At 61.5% G+C, this 23,187-nt stretch carries 23 protein-coding genes; 12 read left to right on the top strand and 11 right to left on the bottom strand.

What is annotated here, in order from left to right:
- The first annotated feature begins 83 nt into the window (after positions 1-83).
- The 5 genes from ACRDT3_RS08975 to ACRDT3_RS08955 all read left to right on the top strand — a co-directional run bounded on the left by ACRDT3_RS08975 (position 84) and on the right by ACRDT3_RS08955 (position 5,362).
- Positions 84-851, top strand: a complete 768-nt coding sequence (locus ACRDT3_RS08975) for a cyclase family protein (protein ID WP_431492657.1) — start codon at positions 84-86, stop codon at positions 849-851.
- 133 nt (positions 852-984) lie between these two features.
- Complete coding sequence (locus ACRDT3_RS08970; RefSeq protein ID WP_431492656.1) at positions 985-1,443, top strand: flavin reductase family protein; 459 nt, start codon at positions 985-987, stop codon at positions 1,441-1,443.
- A gap of 32 nt (positions 1,444-1,475) precedes the next feature.
- Positions 1,476-2,579 (top strand): LLM class flavin-dependent oxidoreductase, encoded by a 1,104-nt coding sequence (locus ACRDT3_RS08965; protein WP_431492655.1) that lies wholly within the window; start codon positions 1,476-1,478, stop codon positions 2,577-2,579.
- 81 nt (positions 2,580-2,660) lie between these two features.
- Positions 2,661-3,662: an AraC family transcriptional regulator gene (locus tag ACRDT3_RS08960; RefSeq protein ID WP_431492654.1), complete on the top strand. Its 1,002-nt coding sequence runs from the start codon at positions 2,661-2,663 to the stop codon at positions 3,660-3,662.
- A gap of 47 nt (positions 3,663-3,709) precedes the next feature.
- Entirely contained in the window at positions 3,710-5,362 is a 1,653-nt protein-coding gene (locus tag ACRDT3_RS08955) for a thiamine pyrophosphate-binding protein (RefSeq protein ID WP_431492653.1), read from the top strand.
- Between the two features lie 81 nt (positions 5,363-5,443).
- On the opposite strand, the gene ACRDT3_RS08950 is transcribed toward ACRDT3_RS08955, so the two are convergent.
- From ACRDT3_RS08950 to ACRDT3_RS08925, 6 genes are all read right to left on the bottom strand, one after another.
- A complete protein-coding gene (locus ACRDT3_RS08950; RefSeq protein ID WP_431492652.1) occupies positions 5,444-6,898 on the bottom strand; it encodes an amino acid permease in 1,455 nt (484 codons plus the stop codon).
- 132 nt (positions 6,899-7,030) lie between these two features.
- The gene (locus ACRDT3_RS08945) at positions 7,031-9,427 is read right to left on the bottom strand and encodes a bifunctional salicylyl-CoA 5-hydroxylase/oxidoreductase (protein WP_431492651.1); all 2,397 of its coding nucleotides are present in this window, start codon (positions 9,425-9,427) and stop codon (positions 7,031-7,033) included.
- A gap of 65 nt (positions 9,428-9,492) precedes the next feature.
- Complete coding sequence (locus tag ACRDT3_RS08940) at positions 9,493-11,124, bottom strand: AMP-binding protein (RefSeq protein WP_431492650.1); 1,632 nt, start codon at positions 11,122-11,124, stop codon at positions 9,493-9,495.
- Between the two features lie 34 nt (positions 11,125-11,158).
- Positions 11,159-12,049 (bottom strand): acyl-CoA thioesterase, encoded by an 891-nt coding sequence (locus tag ACRDT3_RS08935; protein WP_431492649.1) that lies wholly within the window; start codon positions 12,047-12,049, stop codon positions 11,159-11,161.
- Positions 12,046-12,528, bottom strand: coding sequence for a cupin domain-containing protein (locus ACRDT3_RS08930; RefSeq protein WP_431492648.1), 483 nt, complete (start codon positions 12,526-12,528; stop codon positions 12,046-12,048). Before ACRDT3_RS08930 ends, ACRDT3_RS08935 begins: the two co-directional genes overlap by 4 nt.
- A 41-nt stretch (positions 12,529-12,569) precedes the next feature.
- Complete coding sequence (locus tag ACRDT3_RS08925) at positions 12,570-13,430, bottom strand: fumarylacetoacetate hydrolase family protein (protein WP_431492647.1); 861 nt, start codon at positions 13,428-13,430, stop codon at positions 12,570-12,572.
- 145 nt (positions 13,431-13,575) lie between these two features.
- On the opposite strand from ACRDT3_RS08925, the gene ACRDT3_RS08920 reads away from it, so the two are divergent.
- Positions 13,576-13,995: a RidA family protein gene (locus tag ACRDT3_RS08920; protein WP_431492646.1), complete on the top strand. Its 420-nt coding sequence runs from the start codon at positions 13,576-13,578 to the stop codon at positions 13,993-13,995.
- A 73-nt stretch (positions 13,996-14,068) separates the two neighbouring features.
- Here ACRDT3_RS08920 and ACRDT3_RS08915 read toward each other — a convergent pair whose 3' ends face one another.
- Entirely contained in the window at positions 14,069-14,941 is an 873-nt protein-coding gene (locus ACRDT3_RS08915) for a PaaX family transcriptional regulator (RefSeq protein WP_431492645.1), read from the bottom strand.
- Positions 14,942-15,015: 74 nt separating this feature from the next.
- Positions 15,016-15,576: a purine-nucleoside phosphorylase gene (locus ACRDT3_RS08910; protein ID WP_431492644.1), complete on the bottom strand. Its 561-nt coding sequence runs from the start codon at positions 15,574-15,576 to the stop codon at positions 15,016-15,018.
- A gap of 121 nt (positions 15,577-15,697) precedes the next feature.
- Here ACRDT3_RS08910 and ACRDT3_RS08905 point away from each other — a divergent pair, with 121 nt between their 5' ends.
- From ACRDT3_RS08905 to ACRDT3_RS08895, 3 genes are all read left to right on the top strand, one after another.
- Positions 15,698-16,189: an S-ribosylhomocysteine lyase gene (locus tag ACRDT3_RS08905; protein ID WP_105661860.1), complete on the top strand. Its 492-nt coding sequence runs from the start codon at positions 15,698-15,700 to the stop codon at positions 16,187-16,189.
- 157 nt (positions 16,190-16,346) lie between these two features.
- Positions 16,347-16,712 carry a hypothetical protein gene (locus ACRDT3_RS08900; RefSeq protein WP_431492643.1) on the top strand — a complete coding sequence of 122 codons (366 nt, stop codon included), beginning with the start codon at positions 16,347-16,349 and terminating at the stop codon, positions 16,710-16,712.
- A 177-nt stretch (positions 16,713-16,889) separates the two neighbouring features.
- On the top strand, positions 16,890-18,260 hold the full coding sequence (locus ACRDT3_RS08895) for a M16 family metallopeptidase (RefSeq protein ID WP_431492642.1): 1,371 nt from the start codon (positions 16,890-16,892) through the stop codon (positions 18,258-18,260).
- A gap of 69 nt (positions 18,261-18,329) precedes the next feature.
- On the opposite strand, the gene ACRDT3_RS08890 is transcribed toward ACRDT3_RS08895, so the two are convergent.
- The gene (locus ACRDT3_RS08890; protein WP_431492641.1) at positions 18,330-18,983 is read right to left on the bottom strand and encodes an alpha/beta fold hydrolase; all 654 of its coding nucleotides are present in this window, start codon (positions 18,981-18,983) and stop codon (positions 18,330-18,332) included.
- 172 nt (positions 18,984-19,155) lie between these two features.
- Positions 19,156-19,566: a hypothetical protein gene (locus ACRDT3_RS08885; protein ID WP_431492640.1), complete on the bottom strand. Its 411-nt coding sequence runs from the start codon at positions 19,564-19,566 to the stop codon at positions 19,156-19,158.
- 195 nt (positions 19,567-19,761) lie between these two features.
- Here ACRDT3_RS08885 and dapB point away from each other — a divergent pair, with 195 nt between their 5' ends.
- A complete protein-coding gene (dapB, locus tag ACRDT3_RS08880) occupies positions 19,762-20,520 on the top strand; it encodes a 4-hydroxy-tetrahydrodipicolinate reductase (RefSeq protein WP_431492639.1) in 759 nt (252 codons plus the stop codon).
- Positions 20,517-20,969 (top strand): tetratricopeptide repeat protein, encoded by a 453-nt coding sequence (locus tag ACRDT3_RS08875; RefSeq protein ID WP_431492638.1) that lies wholly within the window; start codon positions 20,517-20,519, stop codon positions 20,967-20,969. Before dapB ends, ACRDT3_RS08875 begins: the two co-directional genes overlap by 4 nt.
- A gap of 60 nt (positions 20,970-21,029) precedes the next feature.
- On the opposite strand, the gene ACRDT3_RS08870 is transcribed toward ACRDT3_RS08875, so the two are convergent.
- Positions 21,030-22,166 (bottom strand): heparan-alpha-glucosaminide N-acetyltransferase domain-containing protein, encoded by a 1,137-nt coding sequence (locus tag ACRDT3_RS08870; RefSeq protein WP_431492637.1) that lies wholly within the window; start codon positions 22,164-22,166, stop codon positions 21,030-21,032.
- Positions 22,167-22,269: 103 nt separating this feature from the next.
- On the opposite strand from ACRDT3_RS08870, the gene dapA reads away from it, so the two are divergent.
- Complete coding sequence (gene dapA / locus ACRDT3_RS08865) at positions 22,270-23,181, top strand: 4-hydroxy-tetrahydrodipicolinate synthase (protein ID WP_431492636.1); 912 nt, start codon at positions 22,270-22,272, stop codon at positions 23,179-23,181.
- Positions 23,182-23,187 lie beyond the last annotated feature (6 nt).

Here is a 23,187-nt window from a genome sequence, read left to right as displayed (position 1 = left end):
GATAGATTTAGATCATGCAATTATTGTGACGATCGTCACTAATTTTCAATAAGTAGTTTCTTTATCTCTTCCTTGGAGGCGTAATGACTCAGGTAAACCAGGTGCTCGCATCGCTGACTAGCGGCACGGTAACCGTCCAGGACCTCACTGCTCCACTGTCCAAAGACACCCCGACGTTGGTTTTGCCGGATCCCTACTCGAATCTGATCGACTTCAGCCTCGAAGAGGTGTCGGCTTACAACGAGCCTGGCCCGTTCTGGAAGCACCACAACATCCACACCGGCGAGCATATCGGAACCCATATCGATGCTCCTGTGCACTGGATCTCGGGACGCGAGGGCAAAGACGTCTCGCAGATCGATCCGCAGCGCCTGGTCGGCCCGGCGGTGGTCCTCGACTTCAGCGCGGAGGCCGCTGCCGACTCCGACTACCTGATCAGCGTCGATGACCTGAAGTCGTGGCAGCAAACCCATGGGGAGTTCCCGGCCAATGCCTGGCTGCTCTTCCGCACCGGCTGGGACCAGTGCGGCGAGGACCGCGCCGCGTTCCTGAATCTGGATGAGAACGGTTCGCACACCCCGGGATTCACCGCCGAGTGCGCCAAGTACATTGCCGAGGAGCTGGAGATCTCCGGCGTGGGCGTGGAGACCGTGGGCATCGATGCAGGCAACGCAGCCCTGCTCGACCCGCCGTTCCCGATGCACAATTTCCTGCTGGGCAACGATAAGTACGGCATTACGTCGCTGAAGAACCTGGACAAGCTGCCCGCGTTCGGGTCGATGATCGTTGTCGCGCCGCTGCCCATTGTGGGCGGCACTGGTGCGCCGACGCGCGTGCTTGCCCTGATGTAGCCGCGCGGTCCGGAGTTCATCGCAAAGCGGATAGTGGATAGCGTCGATCGGATAGCTGGTGATGCGCGTCACTTGCCACTATTGATCCAACAACGAACAAGCGTTGGGACATCGATACTGCGAGGAAGCCATCATGACAACGTCGACAGCCCTGAAGGATTCCGCTACCCAGGTTTCCGGGCAGGAACTCCGCGAGGCAATGCGGGTCTGGACCACCGGCACCACGATCGTGACCGCCCGAGAGCCGAGCGGTCAACGGATCGGGCTGGTGTCCAACTCGTTCACCTCGGTCTCGCTGAATCCGCCGCTGGTCTCCTGGTGCGTGGACAAGAGATCCTCGGCGATCGACGCATGGAGGGCTTCCGAAGCGTTCTCGGTCCACATCCTGGCCGACGGCCAGGAGCACTGGATCCGGAAGTTCGCCACCCGCGGAGCCGACAAATTCCACGGTCTGGAAACAACCTCCAGCCTGCTCGGCACCCCGGTGCTGGAGATTCCGGGAACCCGGATGGACTGCCAGGTAGTCCAGCTCCACGAGGCGGGGGACCATTACATCCTGTTGGGCCAGGTCCACCGGATCGAGGCACGATGACCAGCAACCACAATTTCGGACAGGACAACACCATGACTCGACAGATTCTCGACCGCAAGGATTTCAAGCTCGGACTGTTCTCCGCGAACTGCTCTGGCGGTCTGGCAGTGACCAAGATCGACGAACGCTGGGCAGCCACCTGGGAAGAGAATCTGGCGATGGCCAAGGTCGCGGACCGGTTGGGCTTCGACTTCCTGCTTCCCATCGCTCGTTGGATCGGATACAAAGGTGATACCAACTTCCACGGCAGCGTCCTTGACCCGATCGTCTGGGCCGCGGCGCTGATCAGCAGCACGGAGCGGATCAATGTCTTCTCCACCATCCACACCGCCTTCAACCACCCGATGGTCACCGCCAAGCAGATGGCGACCCTCGACCAGCTCGGCGGCGGCGGACGCGCGGGATTGAACATCGTCGCGGGCTGGAACCAGCCGGAATACGAAGCCATGGGAACCCTCATGCCGCACGAGCACGACGAGCGCTACAGCTTCGCCCAGGAATGGGCTGACGTCGTCCTGGCCGCATGGCAGGAACCGGGAATCTTCAACATGGAGACCAAGCATTTCACGCTGCGCGGGGCCGAATCCGAACCGAAACCGCGGGGCAACAAGGTGCCGATCCTGAACGCCGGCTCCTCCGGCCAGGGACGGGCCTACGCCGCCAAGAACTCGGACTTCGTGTTCACCATCGTGCCGGACGTGGCCACCGGCGCCACGATCGCTTCCACGGTGAAGGAACAAGCGAGCACGGAATTCGACAGGGAAGTCGGCGTCTTCACCCTGGGGCATGTGGTGTGCCGCGACACACGGGAGGAAGCCGAGGAATACCTGGAGTACTACGCCCGGGACAACGCCGACTGGGGTGCGGTGGACTACCTGATGGGCCTGCAGGGCCTGCACGCCCAGTCCTTCACACCGGAAATGCTCTCGACCATGCGGGACCGCTTCGCCTCCGGTCACGGCTCACTGCCGCTGGTCGGCACCCCTGAGGATGTCGCGGACCAGATCACTGCCTTGTACGAGGCCGGTTTCGACGGCATGACGCTGGCATTCGTAGACTACGTCACGGAGCTCGAGTATTTCGGTAAGAAGGTCCTGCCCATTCTGGAAACCCGCGGTGTACGACTGCCCCGCTAGGAGGCAGAAGTCGGCCGGGCCCCGCAACGGTGCGGGGCTCATGCCCCGTGCAACAGGGAAAATTCGCTAAGGAGGATGATTGTGACTGAGTTGTCGAGAACTGGTCATTCGGAGGCAGGTGGGTTGCTGGCCCAGCATCCGGTCGCCCGGAGCACCGATCCGTGCATCATCCGCGATGCGGTTAATGAGCTGACCCTGGACCAGCACGCCTTGCGCCTGAACAGCGCGGTGGCTCTGAACGGCTCGGTCAACGGCACCAGCCTGGGCCCGTTGTCGCTGGTCCACGTGGCCTATGGCGAAGAAGTCACCATCACCTCCCCGCCGACCGGCAATCGCATCCTAGTCGTCTTCCCGCTCGGCCCGATGGCCGTCCAATCGGGCTCGCACCAGTGGCAGTCTGCGGCCCCGTTCGCGCTGAGCACCTCCCGAACCACGCTGATGATCCCGGATGCCGGTCGCGGGGCGCTGATCGGCGGGATGGAATCCAAGGTCGCCGCCGAATATTTCGCCCGCATCAGCGGCAGGAAGCTGGCCGCCGGCATCACGCTGGATTCAAGCACGCCCCTGCAGCTTGCAGCACCGCACCTGGTGGCGCACACCTGGATGGAATCCTGCCTGGCCCTGGGCGAGTTGGGTGTCGTCCCCGAAGCGCATATCGGCCAGACCCTGCTGAACACGCTCTTCTCGACCCTGCTGCTTGGCTTGACCCCGCATCTTGACTGCTTCGAGCCGCCGCCGCAGGTGCCCAGCGGATATCCCGACTACCTGCAGGCGGCCAAGACCTTCATCGACGAAAATTTCGCGCACATCACGCGGATCTCGACAGTGGCCCAAAGCGTCGGCATCAGTTCGCGGCAGCTGCAGCATGTTTTCACCCGGCACCTGGGCACCACGCCGATCCAGTATCTGCGCGAGGTGCGGCTGCTGGCGGCCCACCAGCTGCTGCTGGGAGCCAACACTGCCCAGGGCGACAGCGTCAGCTCCATCGCCTCCAAAGTGGGCTTCGACCACCTCGGGCGCTTCTCTGCCTACTACGGGCAGAAATTCGGCTCCGCTCCTTCGCGAACGCTTGCCGCGGCCTGACATTTCGACCAGCTTGTAATTACCATTCGCCATCAAAGGAACCGTCCATGAATGTTGCAGAACTTGTAGGAAAAACCCTCGCGGAGCTCGGCGTAGGTCATGTCTTCGGTGTTGTCGGCAGCGGCAACTTCACCATTACCAATGCGCTGATAGAGCAGGGCGTGCCCTACACGGCCGCGCGCCACGAGGGCGGGGCGGCGACGATGGCGGATGCCTATTCCCGGACCAGCGGCCAGATCGGCGTGGTCTCGGTGCACCAGGGGTGCGGCCTGACCAACGCGGCCACCGGCATTGGCGAGGCGGCCAAGTCGCGTACGCCGATGATCGTGCTGGCCGCCGAAGCCGCCCCGAGCGCCGTGTATTCGAACTTCGCCATGGACCAAGACTCGTTCTCGACCTCCGTCTATGCCGTGGCGGAGCGGATCCACAGCGCGCAGAGCGCGGTGGCCGATACGGTGCGCGCTTACCGCACTGCGGTCAACGACCGCCGGACCGTGGTGCTCAATCTTCCGCTGAACTTGCAGGCGCTGCCGGCCCCCGACGTCGTGGAGCCCATCGAGGTGGTGCCGCGCGAACCGATACGCCCATCCCGCGACGCGGCGCGCGCTCTAGCGGTCCTCTTGGAGAAAGCCCAGCGTCCGGTCTTCGTTGCCGGGCGCGGCGGACGCGGCGCCAAGCAGGAGATCCTCGCGCTGGCCCGCCACACCGGCGCGCTGGTGGCCACCTCTGCGGTGGCCAAAGGGCTGTTCAACGAGGACGACTTCAACTTGGGCATTTCCGGAGGCTTCTCCTCCCCGCTGACCGCAGAGCTCATCTCCTCGGCGGACCTTATCGTCGGGTTCGGCTGCGCATTGAACATGTGGACGATGCGCCACGGGCACCTGATCGGCCAGGACGCCAAGGTGGTCCAGGTGGATCTGGACGAGCCGGCGCTGGGTGCCAACCGGCCCATCGACCTGGGCATGGTGGGGGACAGCGCCGAATGCGCCAAGGACGTGCTGGACCTGCTGCTCGCCCAGAAGACCGCGGTCCGCGAAAGCTATCGCACCAGCGAGGTGAAGGAGCGCCTTGACGCCCAGGCGCGGTGGCAGCAGGTCGACTATGCGGACCTGTCTACCGTTTCCTCGATCGATCCCCGGACCCTGACCAAAGCCCTGGACGAGATCCTCCCGGCCGACCGCGTGGTGAGCGTCGATTCGGGCAATTTCATGGGATACCCGAGCCAGTTCCTCGACGTGCCTGACGAACACGGTTTCTGCTTCACCCAGGCGTTCCAGTCGATCGGCCTGGGTCTCTACGCCGCGATCGGCGCGGCGCTGGCGCAGCCCGGGCGCTTGCCGGTGCTCGGCACCGGAGACGGCGGATTCCACATGGCCATCGCCGAACTGGATACCGCGGTCCGGCTGAAGCTGCCATTGGTGTGCATCGTCTACAACGATGCCGCCTACGGGGCGGAGGTGCATCATTTCGGCGATACGGGCACGGCACCGAATATGGACTCGGTGACCTTCCCTGACACCGATTTCGCAGCCATCGGCCGCGGTTTCGGAGCCGATGGCATCACGGTGCGCAAGCTGGAGGATCTCGACGCGGTAGCCAGCTGGCTCGGCTCGGATCCCACGGGCCCGCTGGTCATCGACGCGAAAATCGCTTCGGACGGCGGCGCCTGGTGGCTAGCGGAGGCATTCAAAGGGCACTAGCCCAGTTCTGGAAGCGCGGTTGCTGGTTGGCGGCCCCGGTGCAGCGCACATATGGTGCGCTGTGCCGGGGCTCGCTTGCACCTACAAGGCGTCGCTGACCTTTTCAGGCTCGCGCGGCTGGCTAGAGCCACCAGTCTCCTCATGCCCGGTGCCTGAACCTGCCTGTGCCAGCTTCATGCGCTTGCGCATCAGGAAGTACAGGGCAGAGACGGCCAAGGCGAAGGGAATGCCGAACAGCAACGTCATGGAGAACTGCTCGGTGAACAAGGTCGTGACCAGCAACGCGGCCATCAGCAGCGCCCCGGCCGCGGATCCTGCGGGATAGAACGGCAGGCGGTATTTAAGCGGTGCTGCACTGCGCCGATGGGAACGGCGGAAGAACAAGTGCGTGATGAAGATCAGCATCCAGGTCATCATTGCGCCGAACATCGACAGTGCCATCATTATTGTGAAACCGGATTCTGGATTCGATGCGTAGATGATGGTGGCCACGGCGATTCCGCCAGCCGAGAGCAGCAGGGCGTTGACCGGCGCGCCGTTCTTCTTCAATTTGCCCAGGCTGCTCGGAGCCTGCCCGGCGCGGGATAGCGAGAACATCATGCGCGTGGAGATGTACAGCTGCGAGTTCATGGCGGAGAGTGCGGCGATGATGACCACGAAATTGAGAATAGAATCGGCAAACGGGATGCCGATCACCTGCATCACCGTGACGAACGGGCTGTCGCCTTCGAGGATCTCGCTGACCGGTGCGATGGCAAGGATCAGCGACAGGGTCAGGATGTAGAAGAGGAAGAGCCTGAACAAGGTCACCTTGAAGGCTTTCTTCACTGCGACTTCGGGATCTTTTGCCTCACCGGCTGCGACGGCGATCATCTCGATGCTCAGGTAGGAGAAGATCGCCACGACAACGGCAAACCAGACACCTTGGGCCCCGCCCATGAAGAATCCGGATTCCGCGGTGTAGTTCTGGAAACCGAAATCATTGCCCCGCTGGCCGAAGACCAGATAGGCGGCAAGCAGGATGAACGCGGCAATAGCGAATACCTTGGTGGCGGAAAACCAGTATTCCAGTGTTCCGAAGGCTTTGACATTGAACATGTTCACCCCGATCAGCAAGACCGACAGGCCGATGATCCACACCACTGCGGGCACATCCGGGAACCACATTCGCATGTAGTCGCCCACCGCCGTGATTTCGGTGCCTACGGCCAGTACGATGCAGGACCAGTACAGGTATTTGAGCAGGAACCCGGTGAACGGGTTGATGTAGTGCTCGGCGAAGGCGCCGAAGGAGCCGGTCGTCGGGTGCGCCACGGTCATCTCGGCCAACGCCCCCATGAGCAGCACGGCGATCAACCCGCCGATGGCGTAGCTGAGGATCACGCTGGGCCCGGCGAAGGAAATGGCGAACTTGCTGCCGAGAAACAGGCCCGTGCCGATGGCGCCGCCAAGCGCAATCATGCTCAGCTGGCGTGAAGTCAGCTCCTTCGACAGGCCAGCTTCTCGCTGTGCGATTTGATCCAGGGAAGATTTCATTGAATTATCCAAAGGTGGTTTGGTGGTGGATTGGGATCCGGGCCGAGCCGCCAAGCGGTTCCCGTGCCCGGCAAAAAGCCGCAGGGTCGGCAGCCCAAACAGGGCCGCCAATCCTGCGGCTGGCAGCAACAGCTAAGCGCTGGTTACCAAACTGGAGGGTTCGGATTTCCTGGCCGGAATCCAGCGCAGGTGCGATTGCTCCTGCTCCTCGTCTTCCCGAACCAGCGAGAGCCGCGGGCGGACCGCGTCGGTGCGGGCGGCGGGCGGCTTGCGGCGTCCGGCCTTGAAGGGCAGCGGCCAGGTTGCGCCGTCACCGGCATAGTCCTGCTCGGCGGCTGCCTGCAAGGTCCACTGCGGGTTGTACAGGTGGGTGCGGCCCAGCGCCACCAGGTCCGCGCGGCCTGCCAGCAGGATCGAGTTCACGTCGTCGTAGGAGGACACCGCGCCCACCGCGATCACCGACACCCCTGCCTCGGCGGCGACCTGGTTGCGGATCCTGTCGGCGAATGGCGTCTGGTAGCTGCGCCCGAAAGCCGGCTTCTCGTCCTTCACGATCTGCCCCGACGAGACGTCGATGAACTGGGCGCCGTGGGCGATGAAGGCCCGGGCGATGTCCACCGCATCTTCTTCGGTGTTCCCGCCTGGCGACCAGTCGGTAGCCGAGATGCGCACGCCGATGGTCTTGCCTGCCGGCCATGCTTCGCGGACCGCATCCAGGACCTCAAGCGGGTAGCGCAGCCGGTTCTCCAGGCCGCCGCCGTATTCGTCGGTGCGCTGGTTGGACAGCGGGGAAAGGAAGGAAGAGAGCAAGTAGCCGTGGGCCATATGCACTTCCAGCACGTCGAATCCTGCCTCATCGGCGCGGCGTGCTGCGGCGGCGAACTGCTCGCGCACCTCGTCCATCTGCGCACGGTCCATTTCCACCGGCACATGGCAGCCTTCGCCATAGGGCAGTGCGCTGGGGGCGAGCACATCCCAGTTGCCTTCTTGCAGCGGCTGGTCGATGCCTTCCCACATCAGCTTCGTCGAGCCCTTGCGACCCGAGTGGCCGAGCTGGGCGCCGATCTTGGCGTTCGAATTTCCGTGCACGTAGTCGGTCACGCGCTTCCAGGCAGCCGCCTGCTCATCGGTGTACAGGCCAGTGCAGCCCGGGGTGATGCGGCCGATATCGGAAACGCAGACCATTTCGGTCATCACCAGCCCGGCCCCTCCCATGGCCTTGGAGCCCAGATGAACCAGGTGGAAGTCCCCGGGCACCCCGTCGGTGGCCGAGTACATGTCCATGGACGAAACCACCACGCGGTTGGCCAGCTCGGTGTTGCCGAGCCTATGCGGCTGGAACATCGCCGGTGCCACTGAAGGCGAAGCGTTGAGCCGGGCGAAGTTCTCGTCGACCTGCTGCGCGAATCCGGTATCGCGCAGCTTCAGGTTCTCGTAGGTGATGCGCCGGGAGCGGGTGAGCAAGTTGAAGCAGAACTGCACCGGGTCCTGGTCCTTGTACTGCCCGATGTTCTCGAACCATTCCAGCGAGGCCTGGGCCGCGCGCTGGGTGGATTCGACCACTGGGCGGCGCTCGGTCTCGTAGGCGGCCAGCGCCGAATCAACGTCGGCATGCTCATGCAGGCAGGCAGCCAGGGCCAGAGCGTCCTCCATGGCCAGCTTGGTGCCCGAGCCGATGGAGAAGTGGGCGGTGTGCGCGGCATCGCCCAGCAGCACGATGTTCCCATGGCGCCAGTTCTCGTTGCGCACAGTGGTGAAGTTGATCCACTTGGAGTTGTTGGTCAGCACGTGGTATCCGGCCAGTTCCTCGGCGAAGATACCGGCCACCTTGTCCACCGACTTCTGGTCGCTCACGCCTGGGGCGAAGATCTCATTCTCGGTTTCGTCGAAGCCGGCCGCACGCCAGACGTCTTCGTGCATTTCCACGATGAAGGTCGAACCCTCGTCCGAGTACGGGTAGCCGTGGATCTGCATGGTTCCGGCATCGGTTTCCTTGACGAAGAACTTGAAGGCCTCGAAGACCTGGTCGGTGCCCAGCCACATGTACTTCGAGGTCCGCGGATCAAGGGTGGGCTTGAAGGAGTCCGCATACTTGGTTCGCACCGCGGAGTTCAGCCCGTCAGCGGCCATCACCAGGTCGTATTCGTCCGCCAGTTGCTCCACATCCGGGGCAACGGTGGAGAAGCGCACATCCACGCCCAGCTCGATGCAGCGGCGCTGCAGCAGCTGGAGCAGTTCCTTGCGGCTCATGGCCGCGAAGCCCTGGCCGCCCACGGTGTGCATCTGGCCGCGGAAGTGGATGTCGATATCGCTCCAGCGGGCAAAGCGCCGGGACATGTACTCGGCGACCACCGGGTCGGCATTGCCGATGCCGCCCAGGGTCTCATCGGAGAACACCACGCCGAAGCCGAAGGTGTCCGATGCGGCATTGCGTTCCCACACGGTGACATCGTGGTCCGCATCCAGCTGCTTCATCAGGGCCGCGAAGTACAGGCCGCCAGGGCCGCCGCCGATAACTGCAATCTTCATGGTGTGTCCTTTCATCAGCCCCGCAGGGCGATTGGGCCGGGGCCCTAAAAATATCTTGGGGAGTTTTATGCGACCGGGGAGCCGTTAAAGGCCTCGCGCAGCTTGAAATGCTGCAGCTTGCCGCTGGGATTTCGCGGCAGCTCGGTGACAAAGCGGATTTCCCGCGGGTACTTGTACGGGGCAATCGTTGCTTTGACGAAGTCCTGCAATTCCTTGGCCTTCGCCTCATCGGCTTCGGCGCCTTCGACCATGACCACGAACGCGCAGACGATCGATCCGCGGTTCGGATCAGGGCGGGCGACCACCGCGTTTTCCAGCACATCGGGATGCTGGTCCAGGGCTTGCTCGACTTCCGGGCCGCCGATGTTATATCCGGAAGAGACGATCATGTTGTCGCTGCGCGCCTGGTAGGTGAAGAAACCGTCCTCGTCCCGGGAGAAGATGTCCCCGGTGATGTTCCAGCCGTTTTCGACGTAATTGCGCTGCCTCGGGTCATCGAGATAGCGGCAGCCGGTCGGCCCGATAACCGCCAGGCGCCCCGGCTCGTTGGCCGCGGCTTCGTTGCCCTCGGCATCCAGCACCGTGGCGCGGAAACCCGGAATAGCCTTGCCAGTGGTTCCCGGCTTGATGTCCTTGCCGGCGGCGGAGACGAACACGTGCAGCATTTCGGTGGAGCCGATGCCGTTGACCAGTTCCAGCCCGGTTTCCTCCCTGACGTGGTGCCAGGTGTCGGCCGGCAGGTGCTCGCCGGCGGAGACCGCCACGCGCAGGGGCTTGAGCAGGTCGGCCTTGCCGTTCTTCAAGATGGCCCGGTAGGCGGTGGGGGCGGTGAACAGGATGGTTGCCCCGGCCGCGTGGGACTGCTCGGCCAATTGCACCGGGGTGGCGCGTTCGGTCAGCAGCGAGCTGGCGCCAAAGCGGAAGGGGAAGACCACCAGCCCGCCCAGCCCGAAGGTGAAGGCCAGCGGTGGGGAGCCGGCGAAGACATCGTCCTTGGTGGGTTCCAAGATATATCGGGCAAAGGTGTCCGAATTGGCCAGGATGTCCCGGTGGAAATGCATGGTGATCTTCGGGACGCCGGTGGTTCCCGAAGTCGGTCCCAGCAATGCCACATCATCTGCGGCTGTGGCCACCGCGGTGAATTTGCCGGACTTGGCTGCTGCCTGCAGGGCCAGGTCGTCGAGGGACGTGCCGCCGTAGCTGATGACCGGATAGCTGCCGCCGCTGGCCTTGAGCGCGTCCTCGGCGAAGCGGTGGTCGGTGATTAGCGCCACCGGGCCGGTCAGCGTGGCCAGCTTGGAGATCTCCGCAGCGCGCAGGGCAGCCATCGTGGTGACCACGACACCGCCGGCCTTGATCACTCCGAGCCAGCAAGCCACCAGCCATGCATTGTTCGGACCGCGCAGCATTACCCGGTTGCCCGGCACCAGGCCATAGTCCTCGACCAGCACCTGGGCTACCTGGTTGGCCCGTTTGAGCAGCTGCCCGTAGCTCAGGCTGGTGCCATCGGGGGCCAGCAGCGCCGTGCGCTGGGCGCCGAACTTCTCGACGGACTGGTCGATCAGCACTTCGGCGGCATTGAGCCGGTCCGGGTACTGCAGCTCGGGCAAGGTGAATTCCAGCGTCGGCCACAATTCGGGAGATGGAAGATGGTCGCGGGTAAAGCTATCGACATGTGCAGAAGGTGAAAGTTCCATAAGGCAACTCCGTTGGCAGGTTCGGTGGGAAGTCCTAGTTGGCGTTCCGCCCGGGGCGGATCATTCCTTCTTGGGCTACGGTGGCCAGCAGCTTGCCATCGCGGGCATAGAAGCGCCCGATGGCCAGTCCGCGGTTGTCCTGGCTCGAAATGGCTTCCTGGGCGTAGAGCACCCAGTCATCCATGCGCCCCTCGCGATGGAACCACATGGAATGGTCCAAGCTGGCGGTCACCAGTCCCTCATCGCCCCAGCTCAGCCCGAGACCGCGCATGATCGGCTCCAGGATGGTGTAATCGCAGACATAGGCCAAGGCCGCCTTCTGGATCACCGCATCATCGGGCAGCGGTGAAAAGGCCCGGATCCAGACCGCCTGGCTGCCGGTCTTTTCGCGCTCGCCGGGAAGGTAGATGGCTTCGGGAACATGGCGCATGTCGAAGCTGCGGCCGCCGGCCCAGTACTTGGCGGCGTCGCCCTCGACGCCCTGCAACGCCTCGGCGGCGCTGGCCAAGGACTGCGGATCCAGGTCCAGCGATTCGCCCGGCGCGCCAAGTGCATATTCGGCCCCGTCTTCGGGAACGTGGAAGGAACCCAGCGCGCAGTAGACGGGCTTGCCGTTCTGGAAAGCGCGCACCTGGCGAGTGGAGTAGCCGCGGCCATCGCGCAAGTGCTCCACCTCGTAGCGGACCGGCTGGTGCATATCCACCGGGCGCAGGAAGTAGGAGTGCATCGAGTGCAGTTTGCGGTCGGTGCCTACCGACTTCATCAGCGACAGGGCGCCCTGGGCGACCATGTCGCCGCCGTAGGCCTTGGGCCAAGGCACGTACTGCGGGGTGGCGGTGAAAGCCTGGTCGAAGACTTCGGCATCGCATTCGGCCAGGTTGATGGCGTCCAGGAAGACCTGGGCGGACAATGCTGTGGTGCTCATGCTCGGCGGTATCCTTCCAGGGTTTCGTCGGCGACATCGGGCAGGTTGACCACGATGTTCTCCGGGGTCCGGGCGGTGAGCCACACCAGTTCCTCAGTCACCGACATGTTGGCCTCGACATGGGGCATGAACGGTGGGACGAAGACCCAGTCGCCGGCCTTCATGTCGGCGTACTGCTCGTAGTTCTCGCCGTAGTAGATCCGGCCGTGTCCGCGCAGCACGTAGCCGCCGGTTTCCGCTTCACCATGGTGGTGGGGGAGGGAACGGTAGCCCGGGACATTGGAGACCTGGCCGAACCAGATCTTGGTGGCGGGCGTGTGCTGGATGCTGACGCCCGAGACGCGGATGCAGTCCCCGGACTGGGCGGTGTTGGTGTCCTCGGATCCTGCCCGGGTGACTACGGGGACAACCTGGCCATTTTCCGAGGCATAGATCGAATTGTCGCCTTCGGTGCGGTAGGTTATGGGTGCTTCGGTCATGGTGTGCTCCTTCAGTTTCGGTGGAGGGATGTTGCTGATGGTCATTGGGACAGGGCCGGGCTGTTCACTCGGAGCCGGAACCTGTTGGAGAGGATGCCGATGCCAGGGATTTCGGTTTCGAGCCGGTCCCCGTCAGCGAGGAAGCGAGGCGGAACCATGCCCATTCCGACTCCGCCGGGGGTCCCGGTCAGCACGATGTCCCCGGCACGCAGCGTGGTGAATTCGGAAATGTAGCTGACCAGCCGCGCCGCGGAGAACACCAGCGTCGAGGTGTTGCCGCGCTGCACTTCCTCGCCGTTGATGCGGCAGATGACCTCCGCGCCGGCCACCGGGTCGATCTCATCTGCCGTGGCCAGCACGGGACCCAGGGGAGTGGTGCCGTCGAAGGCCTTGCCTTGGAACCACTGCAGGGTCCGGCGCTGCCAGTCGCGCATCGAGACGTCGTTGGCTACCGTGTATCCGGCAATGGCGGCCTGGGCTTCTTCCAAAGACGCTGAGCATGCATCTGAACCAAGCACTACTGCCAATTCAGCTTCCCAGTCGACATTGGCGGAGGAAGCGCTGGATATCTCGGCGTCGGGATCAGCCAGGGTATCGGCGTACTTGGCGAACAGCGTGGGGTAATCAGGTAGTTCCCGTCCCATTTCCAGGATGTGGTCGCTGTAGTTCAGCCCGCAGCAGATCACCTTGGCCGGCGCTGGCAACGGGTTGAGTAGCCGTGCTTGATCCGAGGGGATGAGATCGCTTAAGGCGCCGGATTCCAGGACCTTGGATGCGATGGCTTTCCAGTCCCGGTGCTTGAGGAACTCGTTGAGATCGCCAGCCGGCAGGGGCAGGTAGCCCCGCTCGGTCTGGATTACGGCCAAGTTCTTCCCTCCGGCGTTGATCGTTGCGAGTTTCATGGGTGGGTTCCCCTTGTCCGTTGGGCGAAAATCTATGTGTCGACTTTTTTACCGCCGTCACGTAAACTCAATGTAGCACGCATCACAAAGATGGCGCTAGAGCCAATTGGGGCAAATTTCATGCACCCGGTACAAGGAGTAGGAAATGACTGAGACCAAGCTGCACCGCAACGAGACAATCAACCCGGCATCCATGGCGAAGCCCTCTGGCTATGCCCACGGGGTCAAGGCGGGGGACACGGTCTACCTCGGCGGGCAGACCGCCCTGGACAAGAATATGAACATCGTGCCCGGCGGCATCGTGGAACAGTTCAAGCAGGCCTTCTCAAACGTGCTGACCACCTTGGTTGAAGCCGGCGGCCGCCCGGAGGATCTGACCAGCGTGACCATCTACCTCACCGATGTGGATGATTACATGGCCCATGGCAGGGAAATCGGGCGCCTGTGGCGGGAGATGGCCGGATCGGAATATCCTGCGATGGCAGGGATCGGGGTCAGCCGCCTGTGGCAGAAGGAGGCCTTGATCGAAATCCAGGGCGTTGCCGTCATCCAAGACCGCAACTAGCCCCGGGACGCAGAACAGAGCTGCGAAACCAATTGGTTTCGCAGCCCTGTTTCTATCGGTCTGGGTGCAAGGATCAGCGTTGCTCGCCGATCACCCGCTGCACATGCCGGGAAGCCAGTGGGGACAGCAGCGTATGCAGGTCCATGAACAGCGCTTCGGCTTTCAACGCGTGCCAATTCTCCGGGAGCAGCTCGGCCGGCAGCCCGGGATCGGAATAGGGGAAGCGGCGCCACTGGGTGAGCAGGATCAGGTGGTCCGCGAAGCCTTGGGCATCGACCTCCGGGCTATGCTGCGTGCCGGCGTGTTCCTTCCAGAATTCCAGCCGTCCCTGGTTCTCCTTCAGGAATTCGGAGTACATTGCCTCCAAGGTCCCTAGATCCCACCAGGAATCCAGGTTCTCGCGCAGCTGCGCGCCGCCGATGTGCTCGGCCAGGAAGAACTCGAAGTATTTGTCCAAGCCGTGGCGCGCGAAGTAGGCCAAGGCCGGATCCTTGGCATGTTCCGGGGCTATCCAGAGTCCGGGGACTACCGAGCCGAAGCCCATGCGCACCAGGGCGGAACGGATCTTGTGCCGGATGTTGCGCTGGGTTTCGGGGACCGTGAAGGTTGCCAGCAGCCAGCGGTCTTCTGCCGTTGCGCGGCGTGGATGGAAAATCCGCTCGTCGCCTTCGGCAAAAGTGGTCAGCACCGATTCGGACAACGAATATCCGTTGCGACCGCGGACTTGCACGCTTTCGATGATGCCGCGCTTCTTCAACCGGGAAATCGAGGAACGAGTGCCCGCGGGCTCGACTCCCACATCCTGCATCAGGGAAATGATTGCTGCCACCTGCAGGGCACCGCCGTGCTGTCGGGCATGCATTCCGAAAAGCGAAACGATCAGCTGGTGGTGGCGGGGCATGGAGAGCTCTGCTGCACCGACGTGTGGTTTTGCCTGCGCTGTCATGGAACAATCTCCGTTCGAAGCTGGTGTAACGATTCTAGTGCCAACCTTCGTAGGAAGGTCCCGGCGGCAGCCTGCTACCCCAGGTGCTTGTCGTAGAACTCGCGCAGCTGGACGCTCTTCTGCTTGGCGATGTCATCCCATTCGTCGATCGACGCAGAATCATCCGCGTAATCGGAAGGGATCTTGAAGATCTGCAGCGGCACGTTGAAGCGCTGGCAGATGCTTGCGTAGGCATAGCCTTCCATATCGACCAACGAGGCGCCCAAGGACTTGATGTGGATGCGCTGCTCGTCATCCGAAACGAAAACGTCGCCGGTAGCCATGGTGACCTGGAGGTCAGGAAGAAGGATGGCACCGGTAGGGTCCACATCTGCCGATGGCAGCGGGAAATCATGCTGGATCAGTTTGGTGATCTGGTAAATGGTGTCCAAGCTCGGGCGGTCTTCACCGGCATGGCCAACCACGCCAGCGGTGCCAAGCACGACGACGTTTTTGATGTTGCCTTCAGCAAGCGCGCCAGCCAAGGCTACCGACGCATTGACCTTGCCAACACCGGAAATCAGGTGCTCTACATCTGCAAAGGCTACGGCTTCGTCTGCATGCGCAAAGACGAGCAAGGACTTCTGGTCCGACATGAACTTCCCCTCTAAAGAAATCAGTTAGGGGATTGCTGCCCCGAACGTCCTAAGAAGTCTATCGGTTACCTCCTTCGATAAGCTCTCGATTCGCCAGACGGTGAGCAGATAGACTTTGCATATGAGTGATATTGAACTTGCTGAAGTTGAAAGCTTTGCACTGGACCACACCAAGGTCAAGGCGCCGTATGTGCGCAAAATCGGGGTGGAGCACGGTCCCAAGGGAGACGCCATCTCCAACTACGACATCCGTTTAGTACAGCCAAACCACGGTGAGATTCCAACGGCAGGTTTGCACACCATCGAGCACACCATGGCTGGTCTGCTGCGTACCCGCATCGATGGCCTGATCGATTTCTCCCCATTTGGTTGCCGTACCGGCTTCCATATGATCTTGTGGGGTGAGCCGACCCCGGAGGTTGTCGCCGCTGCCATCAAGAGCTCGCTGGAAGATATCGCGGAGAAGGTTACCTGGGAAGACGTTCCAGGAACCGAAGCCGTAAGCTGTGGCAACTACCGCGACCATTCCCTGCACTCGGCTCGCGAGTGGGCAAAGGTCGTCTTGGAGCAGGGCATCAGCCTTGATGCGTTCGATCGTTCCAAGCTTGCCTAAGTAATGGCTTGAGATCTGAAAATCCCGCGTGTTCCGTTTGGAACGTGCGGGATTTTCTTGCTTCGCTCTCCTTTCGCCGAGAGGAAGCGATGGCCGCCGAATCACCGACTCGCAGGATCCCGTCGGTAGCATGGAGACTATGGGCAGAGTTCACTTCTTGGCAGCAGCACTGAGCGCCATGGTATTAGCTATCAGCGGATGCGTGAATTTCGATGCGGCCAGGACATCCAATGTCGGCGAGGATTGCCAGTCGGCAATTCAAAAGCAGAATGAAGCCTGGTCTGATCATGAAACGCCGCAAATGAAGATCAGCGAAGCTGAAAAAATGGCGCTCAGTGCTTGCGAGAATCTCGATGAGTGGAGCACTGCCGTCTCCTATAATCCCGGATCAATGGGATATCCGGAATTGAGCACAGAAGATGCAGCGAACACTGTTTATCTTGCCTGCGCTTCAAGTGACCCAGGGCGGCAGACTCCAGTGTGCGCTGACGCCGAGCAACGCGGATATCTCGACGCAACTTAGCCCGCCAACCTAGCTTGAGGGTATTGCCGCAGTCGCGGTCGGATCGCGTCATTTCCCGGAATGTGATGGCTCCGTCACCACTGAGCTATTGCTTTCAAACTGCGGTTCTATGGGAGAATGAAAGACAGTGTACTTAGCTAGAAATGGCTATTCTCGACGATTTAAGGACGTATATTCGTGGCCATGATTCCATTGCCGTTGCATTCGGTGGAGACCACGCAGTTTTCTCCGATTGACCCGGCGGACCCGACGTTGGTCCACCGAGGCGAAGGCGGCTCTGAAGTCCGGCGAAGCATCCTGCCCGGTGGCGTACGAGTCCTGACAGAAGCGATGCCCGGACAGCGGTCTACCACTGTGGGCTTCTGGGTGCCGGTCGGTTCACGCGACGAGGAATCAGGGCACTACGGCTCCACGCACTTCCTGGAGCACCTGCTGTTCAAGGGCACCGCCAAGCGCACCGCCTTGGAAATCGCGCAGTCCTTCGACGCCGTGGGCGGCGAATCGAACGCAGCCACCGCCAAGGAATCGACCTGCTATTACGCCCGCGTGCTGGACACCGAGCTGCCAATGGCACTGGAGGTCATCGCGGACATGGTCACCTCCGCGGTTATCGACCCGCAGGAACTGGAACAGGAGCGCGGGGTGATCATCGAAGAGCTGGCGATGGATGCAGATGACGCGATGGATGTTGCCCACGAGCGCTTCGTTGCCAATGTCTTGGGCGAGCACCCACTAGGGCGTCCAATTGGTGGAACTCCGGAAGAGATCATGGAGATCTCCCGCGAGGCAGTCATGGAGCACTACCGCGCGCACTACCGCCCGAGCGAGCTGATTGTTACTGCCGCCGGTTCCCTGGAACATGACAAGCTGTGCGAGCTGGTCCTCAAGGCGCTGACTGAGGCTGGCTGGGAACTGGACCCGATGGCTGTGCCGGAACCACGCCGCATGGGTGAACCAGCGCAGATCACTTCGAAGGCCGGGCTGGAAGTTATCAACCGCCCGGGCGAGCAAGCCAACATCATCATGGGCTGCTCGGGCATTACCGGCCACGATGACCGCCGTCAGGTTCTCGCAGTGCTGAACGCTGTTCTCGGCGGCGGCATGAGCTCAAGGTTGTTCCAAGAAATTCGCGAGAAGCGCGGACTGGTGTACTCGACCTATTCCTTCTCCGCCGCCTACACCGATGCCGGATACTTTGGGATGTACGCGGGCTGCGCCCCGGCTAAGGCAGCTCAGGTTATCGGGCTGTTGGGTGCCGAGCTTGATCGTTTGGCCAAGGACGGTATCACCGAGACTGAATTGGCGCAGGCCAAGGGCCAGCTATCTGGTGGAACTGTGCTGGCTCTGGAGGATCCAGGAAGCCGCATGTCCCGTTTGGGCCGGGCAGAAATGATTACCGGCGAATTCCAGGACATTGACGAAGCCCTGTCTCGCGTCAATTCCGTCACGGCCCAGGAAGTTCAGGACCTGGCCCAGGAACTGGCCTCCAAGGATCGAGTGATCACCGTGGTGGGACCGTTTGAAAATGAAGCCGCCTTGGGCCTCTAGGGCTCGCTGTTATGCCCCTGGAACCGAATCTGCGGATTTCGATTCCAGGGGCAAAACCGTTTCTTTTGGTTATGCCGCGGCTTCTACTAGCGCCGCAAGCTCGGGCGCATGAGAGAAATTGAAGCCATGTGCGCCATGGCGCATGACGGTGAGCTTGGCTTGCGGTGTTTTGGCGATCAGTCGAAGACCGAATTCCGGGGGAGATAATGGATCTCGGGTGCCGCATACGACATCAATCGGGCAGCGCACCGTACGGAGCAACTCTACGGTGGAGTAGTCCAGCATCTGGGCGCAGCTTTTGGCCCACCACGGGATGCCGCAGCGCAGGTAATCGACTAGCAAAATCGCCTTCACCGAGTTCAACTCGTGGGGGAAATCTTCGAACAGCCGACGCGCCTGCCTGAAGAGCGTCGCTTCACGGTCGTTGACCGCAGGAGCTGCAATGATCAGGTGCTTGACCAGATCCGGCCACGCGCGAGCTAGCTCAATGGAAACCTGCGCGCCCATGGAATGCCCCAGGACAACAGCGTTCTCGACCTTCAGCTCGCGCAGCGCCAGTGCTACTTCGTGGGCGAAACGCGGTACGGTCACCGGGCGGCCATCATCGAGATTCTTGCCGTGGCCTGGAAGCTCGGGAACGATCACCCGATACTTCTTGGACAAGATGTTGGCTAGCGGAGTGAAATAGCGGCTGGATGCTCCGAGCCCGTGAATGAGCACCACGTCGGGGCCTTGGCCCGCGACACGAACCGAGAGCCTGGTCCTTAGGGATTCGGGCAATTGCCCAAAGTACTCGTGGCGCACGCCAGCCTTTCATCGTGCGAAAAGTGCGCACACACTATCAGTAAGGGAAATCGACACGCTCACCTGAAATGGTGAAACGGGCAAAATGGAATTAGCCGCCCGCCCCGGTTGAATGCTGATTAATAGCGGAGCGAAGATCTTCCGGGAAGAGCTTCTTCACGCCCTCCTCGTATTTGGAACCGTCATCTGGCCGGCGCAGTTCCTGCCCGTCAATGCGGAATGGGAAGGCATCTGCCTGAGCGGCGGCGTCCGCGGATTCCTGGCTATCAGGTGCGCAAGTGGCCCAGCCGTAGGTAGTGGAACCCTCGATACGGAAAACCTCGACCTGGCAGGTCGGCGAATCGATGACCGTTCCTTGTTCTTGAACGACATCGATAATCGTTGCCCGTTCGTCATCGGACAGGGTGATCGGTTCGTTGCTTGAACCGCATGAAGTGCTTGCGAAGGTTACGGCGAGGATTGCACCGATACCGAAACCAAAACGCTTAATTTTCTGACCCATGGCCCTGCTCACTACTTGGGGACTCCTGACACATATTTTTCCCCTATTTGCTAGGCAAAACAAGTTGGACTGGCCGTAGAGAGCAAGCAGAAACAAATAACCCATGACTCGCCGCAGGGTATTCGTTGCAAAACTCAAGAGAGATCACGTAATCGTTGGCAAAGCAGATGCACTCGGGGCGATAGGCTTAAGCCCATGAGTGCACAGATCAAGGTGGCCGTGCTCGGCGCGGCCGGACGAATGGGCTCGGAAGCGGTCAAGGCCGTGACCGAGGCTGCAGACATGGAACTGGTAGCAAGCTTGGGGCGAGGCGACGATCTGTCGCAGATCCTTGAAGCCGGAGCAACCCACATCGTTGACCTTTCTGTGCCGGCATCCACCGAAGCCAATGTGCGTTTCGCCGTTGAGAATGGTCTGCATGCGGTTGTCGGCACCACCGGCTGGGATGATGGCCGCCGAGCTAATCTGGAAGCGCTGCTGGGCAAGCATCCACAAGCAGGTGTGCTGATTGCGCCCAACTTCGCCCTCGGCTCGGTGCTCGCCAGCGCTTTCGCGGCCACGGCCGCCAAGTACTTCGAATCCGTAGAGATCATCGAACTCCACCACCCGAATAAGGTGGACGCTCCTAGCGGCACCGCGGTGCGTACCGCTGAACTGATCGCAAAGTCGCGTGAAGCCGCTGGAGTCCCCGCGAGCCCGGATGCTACCGAGACCCAGCTCGATGGCGCCCGCGGCGCGGTCGTCGATGGAATCAACGTTCATTCGGTACGCCTGCGTGGCCTGGTAGCCCACCAGGAAGTGCTCTTTGGCGGCCAGGGCGAGCAGTTCACCTTGCGCCATGATTCCTTTGACCGCGCCTCGTTCATGCCAGGTGTCCTCCTGGGTCTGCGCACCGTTGGCTCCCGACCGGGACTGACCTATGGCCTTGACGGCTTCCTGGAGCTGGGCCAGTGAAAACGAAACTTTGGGTAGGCGGCATTCTGCTGCTGTTCGCGCTGTACATTGGCATGACCTTCACCCAGGCTATCCGTCTGCTGGAGACCGGGGAACTGGTCGCGCAGATCATGGGCATTGCGATCCTGGTTATTCCTACACTGTGCGTCTGGATCCTCATCCGCGAAGTGCTCTTCGGCCTGCGCACCGAGAAGATGGGGAAGTCCTTGGCCGCCTCGGGTGAGCTGCCCGAAGACCTTCCCCGCATGCCATCAGGACGATTCCTCCGTTCGGCGGCCGACGCTGATTTCCCTATCCATCAGCAAGATGTGGAAGAGAACCCGGAATCATGGAAATCCTGGTACCGTCTGGCACTGGCATATGAGGCCTGCGGTGACAAGCCGCGTGCCCGCAAATCCATGCGTACTGCGATCGATTTCTGGCGAGCAGATCAGAAGGTCAGCCAGTAACGGCAGCAAGAACCAGCATCCTGACGATGGCCCGGACTCGTATGAGTCCGGGCCATCGTTCTAGAATTTGCTCTTCGTTCCGGGGTCGCTGTCCGCTCCGCTAAGGACCCGGACGCCATATTCCAAAGGGCCAGATGACCTGCTGAAGCCAAGCCAAATTCCGAAGGCGGCTGTCGTTGAACAAAGAATCCACCAGATGGCCATTGGATCCAAGTGGTTTTTCAGCGCCGGCAGCAAGATGATGTGCCCTGCATACAGGGTTAGCGGGGCACGGCCTGCGCCAGCCAAGATCCGGCCCAACGCACCCAGGCGGCCAATGATCAGCAGGAGCAGGCCGATGATGGCGACAGCGCAGGCGGCATTGTGCAGCGTGGAAAGCGAAGAATTGCTGTGACCGGTCGGGAGCCAGAGATAGGCGGGATTGTCCAGGAACGGATCTAGATTCGTTCCCGGCAGGCGCCCGGTGGTGATCATTGTCGGAACGAGCGATAACTCCAGGGCCAGTTCACGCGCTATGAGCTCGGCATTTTGCATGCTCACCAAATGGCCTATTAAATGGGTCGCTGCCGCGATAATCGAACCGCCCAATGCAAGCAGGCCTGCAGTCCTCGTGCCGTGAAGGTTGCATCTTCCGATGGCTATTCCAAGCAGACCGAAACCGAACCAGACCATCAACGGGTAGTATCCGGTGACGGTTAGATCCTTGAAGAGCAGTTGCGGGGTGAGGATGTCGCCGAAGCCCGGATTATGACCCAGCGAGTCCCCAATCCAGCTGTTGGCCAGTGGTCGCCAAAGAACCGGCATGAGCAGCAGCCAAAGCGCCGAGACTACCCAAATGGTTATTCTCGGTAGCGTGAGGGCCAGTGGAAGCAACAGAAATAGTAGCCCATAGTGGACAAGGATGACCGCGATGGCTTCATTTACGGACCCAATTGCCATTCCGAGCACGGCAATAATTAATGCTCTCAGCACAAGGACTGAGCAAACCTTAGGGTGGGAAAAGCCCTTCCGAGCCAAGGATTTCGACAACAAAACCAATGACAAACCCGCCAGCACCATGAACAGGACCGATGCTCGGCCGGAGGCGAAAGCCCCGGTAAACGTTGGGGAGTAGGCGGGTGCGCCGCTGGTTTCATACAGTGCGAAAACGTGCGCGGCGAACATCCCGAGGATCGCGGCAAGCCGTGCCGCGTCCACGCCCAGCAGCCGCCGGGAACTACCCAAATCGTTCATGAAATCATCGCACCACGAATTGCGCGGGGGATGCCATTGCAACATGCGCGAGTGTAGATTTAATGCCATGGCTACAAGTGCAATTGATAATCAGGCATACCCGTTCGGTACCGTGCTGACCGCTATGGTCACGCCCTTCGATGAAGCGGGTGAAGTCGATTACGCGATGGCTGCCAAACTGGCAACGAAGCTGGTTGATGATGGCTGCGACGGACTGGTCGTCACCGGTACCACCGGCGAGACCTCGACCCTGACCGACGAAGAGAACATCGAGATGTTCCGTACCGTCGCCAAGGCGGTGGGCGACCGTGCCGCAGTGCTGGCCGGTTCCACTACCAACGACACCCGCCACTCCATCAAGCTCTCGCTGGCTGCCAAGGAAGCGGGCGTAGACGGTGTGCTGTTGACCACCCCCTACTACAACAAACCAAGCCAGGCCGGGGTCATCGCTCACGTCAAGGCCATCGCCGAAGCGGTTGAACTGCCTATCATGCTCTACGACATCCCGGGACGCACCGGCATCTCGCTGGCACCCGAGACCATCATTGAACTGTCCAAGATTCCTCAGGTCATTGCGCTGAAGGACGCCAAGGCGGATTACCAGTCCACCACCACCGTGCTGGCCAAAACGGATTTGCACGTGTACTCCGGCGACGACGGGCTGACTTTGCCGCTGATGGCAGCAGGTGCTGTCGGCGTGGTTTCGGTCACCGCTCACGTTGCGGCCGCTAAGTACCGTACGCTTGTTAATGCAATGCATGCAGGAGATCTGGCGACTGCACGCACCACACACTTTGAGCTGGACGCGATCCAGCGCGGCATCATGGGCCACATTCAGGGCGCCGTGGCCGCAAAATATGGACTTCACTGGCAGGGTGTCCTGCCGAACACCGTCGTCCGACTGCCGCTGTTGGCACCGTCGGACGCAGAGCTCGATGCCATCCGCGCGGACCTACGTGAAGGTGGATGGGATCTGTAACGAAAG

Origin of the sequence: Glutamicibacter sp. (assembly GCF_050701915.1) — a bacterium.
Taxonomy (GTDB): domain Bacteria; phylum Actinomycetota; class Actinomycetes; order Actinomycetales; family Micrococcaceae; genus Glutamicibacter.
Note: the sequence above shows the minus strand (reverse complement) of the source record. Positions and strands in the feature narration are given on the sequence as shown.